Source organism: Enterobacter sp. 301B (genome assembly GCF_003850715.1).
Taxonomy (GTDB): domain Bacteria; phylum Pseudomonadota; class Gammaproteobacteria; order Enterobacterales; family Enterobacteriaceae; genus Enterobacter; species Enterobacter intestinihominis.
Window position 1 is genome coordinate 1 of sequence record NZ_PQTC01000053.1, and the last position, 7,323, is coordinate 7,323.

The window sequence follows — 7,323 nt, forward strand, 5'->3', positions numbered from 1 at the left end:
TGATGAGGGCTTTATTGTAGGTGGGCCAGTTGGTGATTTTGAACTTTTGCTTTGCCACGGAACGGTCTGCGTTGTCGGGAAGATGCGTGATCTGATCCTTCAACTCAGCAAAAGTTCGATTTATTCAACAAAGCCGGATACAGCTTGAAAAATTATCAAAATTTCTATGTGAACATAACCTTGTGAAATCAGGATACATATCCTGGAAAAACCATGTGAAGCAGAAGGTCAAAAACAACTATCTTCCTGAGATTGAGGACTATCACAGAAACGATAAGTTACCAGATGAATCAGCATTACTTGCCATTGCTGATATTTTTTCAAAAAATGATGAGCTACTGAGTCCAAGGGATAAATTCACCAGTTCAGTATTTGCACTTCTGCTTTGTTGTCCGAGCAGAATTTCTGAGATTTTAGCCTTACCTGCTGATTGTGAGATTACACAAAAAGATGAGAAGGGTATCGAAAGATATGGTCTGAGATTCTATTCGGTTAAGGGGTATGGGCCTAATATCAAGTGGATTCCACAGGTTATGATACCAGTTGCGAAGAAAGCGATTAGAAGATTACTTTCCTTATCACAAAATGCAAGAGCACTTGCTCACTGGTGCGAAAAGTACCCGGATAAATTTTACCGACATGAGCTTTGCCCAACAGTTGATGAAAAAGCTAAATTGACCGTTGTACAAGTTTGCCATGCACTGGGGTATAATTTATTTGATCATAAATCATGTGTTTTAAAAATTAAAAGAACGAGTTTGGATGGTGGGAAAAGTTTCTTAAACCACAATGATTACAACTATTCATTGAGTAATTTGTGGGAAATTATTAGTTCTAATTTTAGCAGAGATTTTCCATGGTATGATAAAGAAAAATCCATAAAATTTAGTAATGCTTTATGCTTGCTCAATACTGATCAATTTTCTTTATCAAGAATGACTTCAATTTTCACATTTTACAAACCTACTAAAAGTTTCTTTTTCAGTGACATACAAAGAAAAAAAAGCTATGAGATGAATTATAAAAATATATTTTCCCGATATGGATATTATGATGATGAAGGTAAACCACTACTTATTCGCTCACACCAGCCACGGCACCTTTTAAACACAATAGCCCATTATGGTGAAATGTCTGAACTGGATATAGCTAAATGGTCTGGTCGTATCAATGCGAATCAGAACAGAGTTTATAACCATGTGTCGGAAGAAGATATGTTAGATAAAATCAAAGCTATTAAATTGAATAGGAGTAATTACTGTCAAAGGGAGTCAATACCCACAAATGAATTGACAATTGATTTTGATAACCTTAATCAAGGTGCAATACACTTAACTGAATTTGGTTACTGTGTACATAACTATTTAATCAAGCCTTGTGCAAAAATTAATCATCTTATTGAATGTGATAATGAAACACCGGACATTAACTCAGTAGATAGAATTAGACTGCAATCTGTCCGAGAGAAAGTAATGCAATTAAAGAGAATAACTCAGATCGCTTATGAAAATGGTGATTATGGTGCAGACAAATGGTTGCAACACCACAAAAAAAATTTGGAAAGAATTAATAAACTATTGAATAATTGAAACAGGAGATGCATATGGCAAAACATTTAAACAGGAGTGAAATAAAGGCAATTAAACACATTATACTGACTTGGGACGGTAAAATCACATGGAGCGATTTATGTGAATCAGTTTATAAGAATCTAAACAGAACTATCACAAGGCAATCTCTAAGTGCTCATGATGAAGTTGTTGAAGCATATAGAACAAAGAAAAATTTGTCTAATTTGAAAAAATCTGGCCTTAAAAAGCCAGCTAACTTAACGATTGCGGCACAACAAATAATAAATCTTAAAGCCGAAAATGAAATGTTAAAAAAACAGAACAATAGATACAAAGAGCAGTTTAGCTATTGGCAGTATAATGCTTATAGACATGGTCTCACTATGGAACAATTGAATAGACCATTTAATAAAAAATAATAGTTGATAGGTTACACCTATTGACAAGTTAAATAAATACGATAAATATAAATATATGGTCAGGATGACTATTTCAATTATGCAAGGATGCATTTTATGGACAAAAACATCATCAATTCAGAGTTTACTCTGGAAGAGCAACTTATCATTATAATTGATAAATATATCTCAAAACGGTACCAGCCCGGAGATAAAAGTTTCTCATATCAACTTTACTTAATTTTTGTGGGATACCATTTAAAATATTTTTACCCTAAAAGGATTTATTCCAAATCCAATCGTAATATTGATAACATAATGACTATGTTTAGCTCGGTATACAAAAGTCTGACAAGCAATCTTCTACAACGATTAAATAACAAAGAAGGAGTTATTAGGGAACTAAACTCGCTTGTTAATTACATAGATAACAATCAAGAAAAAGCAGAGGAAATCTATGCTACTGTCAGAGCACAATATGAAATGAAAGTAATTGAGAAAGAGTTAACCCATGAAGTTCGCGTAAGAACCGTCAGGTTATAGGCAATAAAAAGCCCCTAAGCAGGGGCTAAAAGACTTCTTGATATAGGCTACTACTGAACTTCTTTCCAGACACCATCAGATTTGATTAGTTTTACTGGTTTTGTTTGTTTCATATTACTAATAGAGGCATCGACAATGCAGTTATAAACATTGTTTGCTTCTTCTGTGCAACTAACTTTCTTCACGTAATCGATTCTTAAAAGATCTTTTTCTGTAACTCTTGAATCAAGAGCTTTCATACTTGTATTTGTTCTATCTACAACACTTTTGAAAACATTGTATATATCGTCTTGCGATGGTTCATTGTTACATGCGGTTAGAAGGAAGGTGGTAATGATAACTGTGATAATTGAGTATATTTTCATTTTCTTATCCAAAAAACAATTAATTAAGAATGCCAGTTTTGGTGTTGTTATTGTCAGAGGAAAAAGTCCATTTACTTACAGTCTCTCCCTTGAAGTCGATTTCAAGAGTTTTAGACTGAGTTTGGGAACCGCCAGTAAACAGCCCCACAACAGGAATGAAAGTCGTTGCATTGAACTGATTGTTAGACATGAAATATTTCCATTGCTCATTTCCGTCATCGAGTGTGGTTCTTGTATCAGGCTCACCTAACTTAGTGAGTAATTCCGTCTTAGTTGTTTTGTTTTTAATGATCTTTGACTGGAGGCTTTGTGGTGTTTCGTTTTTAAGGTTCTGGTTCCCTGATGTTGAACAGCCAGAAAGCAGGAAGACAATAATAAAAAAAGAGGACGTTATAAATCGGTTCATTTACTTTCTCATTTTATGTTTGCGGTTGTGTGAAATTAATTTCACCGTATAAAAACAACTCTGTCTGCATACATTCTTTTGATTTTATAGATAAGAATAATGATGCTTACGAAAAACGTAATGACTGATACAAGAGTGCTGCCGGTCCACGAAAATGCTAACCACGCGAGACCAAATGCCACGAATTGAAACAGGAATGCCACACTGAGCGGGCTTTCACCGTAAGCGACCTTTGCATGACAGCCTTTGCAAATCCGCACACCATGAGGACTTTGTGTAAAGCAGAACGGGCACTTTATTGTTTCGTTTTCCATAGCTATCCCAATCTGGAAGATTAAATGGTGCGTTTACAGAGATTCTCGATGACCGACTCGCTTTAGTAAAATTGCTTGTACCGATCGATGATTGTTACTTGATAGCTATTGTCTATCATAACTAGATTATCGATCTGTAATAACGATCATTATTTTCTTGACTAAACACAAATTTATTACTAAGCAATTGAGTTAGGTTACGAAAGGTGTTTACAACTAGCTGTCTATAAACGAATTTTTCTTGTAGGTTTCAGATGATGTGTTGAATAGACTTCTGAGAAGTTTGTAGGAACCTTGTGGAGGATGCTCTTTCCATATTTTCTGAGAAGCTCTATGAGCCGTTGTAAAAAGGGAATCCAGCCGGTGAGCCTGAGATGCTTTTGCTGTTTGGCTGCATTCTTTTGAAGGATCTTTTCTACGATTTCGTTCCGTTTGTCTTCTCTGAGCCGTAGTTCCAGTTCTGCAATTTTTTTACCGATACTTTCCTTTCTCTCAGCGGTTTTCAAAACTATTGCAGGAGCAGGAGCAGGAGCAGGAGCAGGAGCAGGAGCAGGAGCAGGAGCAGGAGCAGGAGCAGGAGCAGGAGCAGGAGCAGGAGCAGGAGCAGGAGCAGGAAGAGCTTCCTTCGTCTGTATACCCTTTAGCAGAAATTCTAAGTGGTCGGGGTTGTAGTTAAGTTGCTTTTGAAGATTTGCCCAAGAGTAACCCTTGCCTAACTGTGAAGCCTTGAAAGCTATATCGCGGTATTCGAATGAGAAGCCGTTCATCTTACCGGTAGAGGCAATGTTAGCCGTCCAGCCGACTTCTGCCTCTTCCAGCCTCTTGATCAAAGTTAAAAGGTCAGGTGTATCTGCCAAACTTTTATCAAGTATCTGTTGGAGAGCTTCCTTAGGGGAGGGAACACCAGTCCGGGCCGATAGCATTTGTTCGTTGCGAGAGATTCTTTTTCGCTTCGGTTGCCTTGGTGTAATCGCAGAAGCTGTCTTGGTAATTGTCAGGTTATGAGCGATTTCAAGTTCACTGATAATCCGGGTGCTGATGAGGTTTTCATTCCTACCTAAGTAAAGCTTTCCACCGGCCATGTCGATTCTGCTTGCGATAATGTGTATGTGCTGACCTTCGTCGTCATGTAAGACATAGCAACGGAGATGGGTATCACTGAACCCCATCATCTTCATGTAGCCGTCAGCTATGTTTACCCATTGGTCATTCGATAATGCTTCTCCGTCAGGCAATCGTAGAGAGTTGTGCCAAACGGGTTTTGCGACATCCTGGCGAAGATGCTTGGTGCTGTCGAATTCAGCGACCAGTTCAAGGGCTGAATCACCTAACATGTTCCCGCCAATGACGACTGGATCACTTTTGTGGTGTGCTCCCAGCTTCAATGCATATTGAACAACACCTGCGAAGCTCTTACCCCTCTTGATCTTCCGCATACCCTTCACGAGCGGTACTCCAAAAATCTGTTCTTAACAAGCTGTGACGAAGCTCTTTCAGTTGTCGCTTCACAGCGAAAAGCTCGGTGTGAGTAAGCTGGCTATCTTTACTCTTACTGTCGATATGGAGAGCAATACGGTTTAACTTCTGATTGATCTCACCCAAAGTTTTCCATGTATCGATGTTTACAGGAGGCACAATTGTTGGCAGCTTCTGTAACAAAGCCATACGTAACCATTCGCCTTTACTCGTAGAACCGCGTTTCGTATTGAGGTGTTGAAGTTCTGCGTTATTCAGACGAACGCTGACACAATGAGTTCTGAGAGTTTGCGGTATTAATTCTTGCAGATTTGAAGATTGCTTTATTAAAGGTGCGATGCTTTTTGAAATGCGAGGCATTGATGGGTTTATTTCCATATAAACTCCTTTTTTAATGTTGATGTCTTTAACTATTATACATGCTCCTGAAATAAGTCAATATTTGCAGGAGCAATATTTAATATAATACTTATAAATATGTATTAAGAATGATATTCCCAATCAATTTTATGTAGACCATAGTTCTTTATGAGTAGTCCAAAAGGACACAACTCATCATCATGAGCTCTTAATATAGGGTTTGTTGTGCAGAGACTATTAGTGACATTAGGATTTGAAACTCTACATAAATCTATCAGTGCGCAATTTCTGTCACTGCCTGAGACATAAATCATAAGGGCGAGAACTGTTAGAAGTTGCATAAATTCATTCTGGTCAAAGTCTTCTGGAAGTAAGGAAATACATTCCCCATTATTATTCATAACAAGGGGGATACCTATTTCTTGAATGAAACCGTTTATTTTTATGAAAAAATCATCACCATTTAACCTGAAAAGTTCGGCAAATATAAATTTATTAGATAATTCGGATTTTGCAAAATCAATAACAAGTTGTATCCATCTTTGGATGTTGGGGAAATTGTTTCCAGAATAAGTTAATGATAATGATTCTTTGAAATCAAATAGTCTTCTCTGAGTTTTGGTAAATATAGTTTCATTAAAGCCTCCCTTTGCTTCCCATGGGCGATTAATGAGGTAGTGACTACATGAATCGAAAGTATCAAGAACAGAAATCATATTATTGATTTTTAATTCTTCAATAATATTGAAAAACATATTTAATGGGTTGTCATTATATAGACAATATTCAACGAAACATACTCTAACTTCATCAGCAACATAATCAAAGCCTAAAAAATCAAATAGCGAATCAACAGTCATATATGGAAAGTGAGGATGAGAAGTTTCCCAGTGCTTAGTTTCAATTTTATGTGCAATATATTCAAGGAAATCTCTTGCCCCAACATGGTATTCCGAGTTGTTTTCTAAGACTAAGATATATTTAAAAACCCTAGCACCAGTATCAATTGTGAAAAATTCATTCTTTAAAGATTTGATTTTAACATTTTCATCGATGAAATCGTCGCATCCCCATGTTGAAGAGAATTGTCTGTCAGTCAGTTGGGTATCGTCATCCCACTCAGAAAATGGTCGTATAATTTTTTTTACTTTATTTGCATGAAGGAGGACACTAAGAAATCGTCTTTTTGAGGTTAGTGTGTTTCGTATGGAATATGGGAGGATTAGATCCTGTAAAAAATGTATATATTCATGAACAAATGTTTGTTCGTTATTCCGAACACACTCCTCAATTTGTTCGTTGGATTCGATATGCATATAAAAGTTCGATGGGGAATATGAACCATTTGCTGCTCTGATTTTCATTATATTTGTCACCTCTTTCGTTATATGCTTAGTACTGTGGATTAAAATAACATTACTTGTAGGCTTTTGTATAGTCAGTCTTTTACAACCAAAGGGCAGGAAAAGCAAGGCGACCAAAAGAAGCTCCGCTTCCTTTGGTTAGCTCTTGCTTGAGTTGACAAAACATAAAAGGATGTTAGTTAATATATATTAATTGTAGGAGGGTTTTATGAATAAAAAAATAATGACGTATATTGTGATAATTTATATCGCCTCAATTTTAGCATCCTTAATTTATTTAAACTTATCGGACACTTTCTCGATGAGGTATTTCGAATTGTCCGGTTTAAAAGAAAAAGTCATCACTACCTATGTAGCGGTTTCATTGTTTTTTTCACCATTATTATTTATGATATCGGATGCTATTAACAGTGAAAAATAGAATTCTTCATTTTTCAGATTTATATTTTAACATATTTTCTTTATATTCAAATCGTGCAACGATAGCTTTTACTATTAGTAATATGGTATAGAGGCAAATGACAAA

8 protein-coding genes and 2 pseudogenes are annotated in these 7,323 nt (G+C 36.3%); 3 read left to right on the plus strand and 7 right to left on the minus strand.

What is annotated here, in order from left to right:
* A pseudogene (locus C3451_RS23850) lies at window positions 1–103 on the minus strand (IS5/IS1182 family transposase); the annotation flags it as partial.
* Window positions 104–137: 34 nt separating this feature from the next.
* On the opposite strand from C3451_RS23850, the pseudogene C3451_RS23855 reads away from it, so the two are divergent.
* From C3451_RS23855 to C3451_RS23865, 3 genes and pseudogenes are all read left to right on the plus strand, one after another.
* Window positions 138–1,589, plus strand: a pseudogene (locus C3451_RS23855) (DNA-binding protein); the annotation flags it as partial.
* A gap of 14 nt (window positions 1,590–1,603) precedes the next feature.
* The gene (locus C3451_RS23860) at window positions 1,604–1,990 is read left to right on the plus strand and encodes a hypothetical protein (protein ID WP_001062150.1); all 387 of its coding nucleotides are present in this window, start codon (window positions 1,604–1,606) and stop codon (window positions 1,988–1,990) included.
* Window positions 1,991–2,086: 96 nt separating this feature from the next.
* The gene (locus tag C3451_RS23865) at window positions 2,087–2,512 is read left to right on the plus strand and encodes a hypothetical protein (protein ID WP_000360018.1); all 426 of its coding nucleotides are present in this window, start codon (window positions 2,087–2,089) and stop codon (window positions 2,510–2,512) included.
* Window positions 2,513–2,562: 50 nt separating this feature from the next.
* Here the strand turns inward: C3451_RS23865 and C3451_RS23870 are convergent, their stop codons facing one another.
* The 6 genes from C3451_RS23870 to C3451_RS23895 form a co-directional block, all read right to left on the minus strand.
* Window positions 2,563–2,877, minus strand: coding sequence for a hypothetical protein (locus C3451_RS23870; RefSeq protein WP_000708681.1), 315 nt, complete (start codon window positions 2,875–2,877; stop codon window positions 2,563–2,565).
* A 19-nt stretch (window positions 2,878–2,896) separates the two neighbouring features.
* Window positions 2,897–3,283: a hypothetical protein gene (locus C3451_RS23875; protein WP_001078959.1), complete on the minus strand. Its 387-nt coding sequence runs from the start codon at window positions 3,281–3,283 to the stop codon at window positions 2,897–2,899.
* Window positions 3,284–3,324: 41 nt separating this feature from the next.
* On the minus strand, window positions 3,325–3,597 hold the full coding sequence (locus C3451_RS24705) for a hypothetical protein (protein ID WP_007666384.1): 273 nt from the start codon (window positions 3,595–3,597) through the stop codon (window positions 3,325–3,327).
* A gap of 224 nt (window positions 3,598–3,821) precedes the next feature.
* Window positions 3,822–5,042, minus strand: coding sequence for a relaxase/mobilization nuclease domain-containing protein (locus C3451_RS23885; protein WP_064839453.1), 1,221 nt, complete (start codon window positions 5,040–5,042; stop codon window positions 3,822–3,824).
* Entirely contained in the window at window positions 5,011–5,433 is a 423-nt protein-coding gene (locus tag C3451_RS23890; RefSeq protein ID WP_055322514.1) for a hypothetical protein, read from the minus strand. Before C3451_RS23890 ends, C3451_RS23885 begins: the two co-directional genes overlap by 32 nt.
* Window positions 5,434–5,555: 122 nt before the next feature.
* Entirely contained in the window at window positions 5,556–6,797 is a 1,242-nt protein-coding gene (locus tag C3451_RS23895) for a hypothetical protein (RefSeq protein ID WP_124304488.1), read from the minus strand.
* Window positions 6,798–7,323 lie beyond the last annotated feature (526 nt).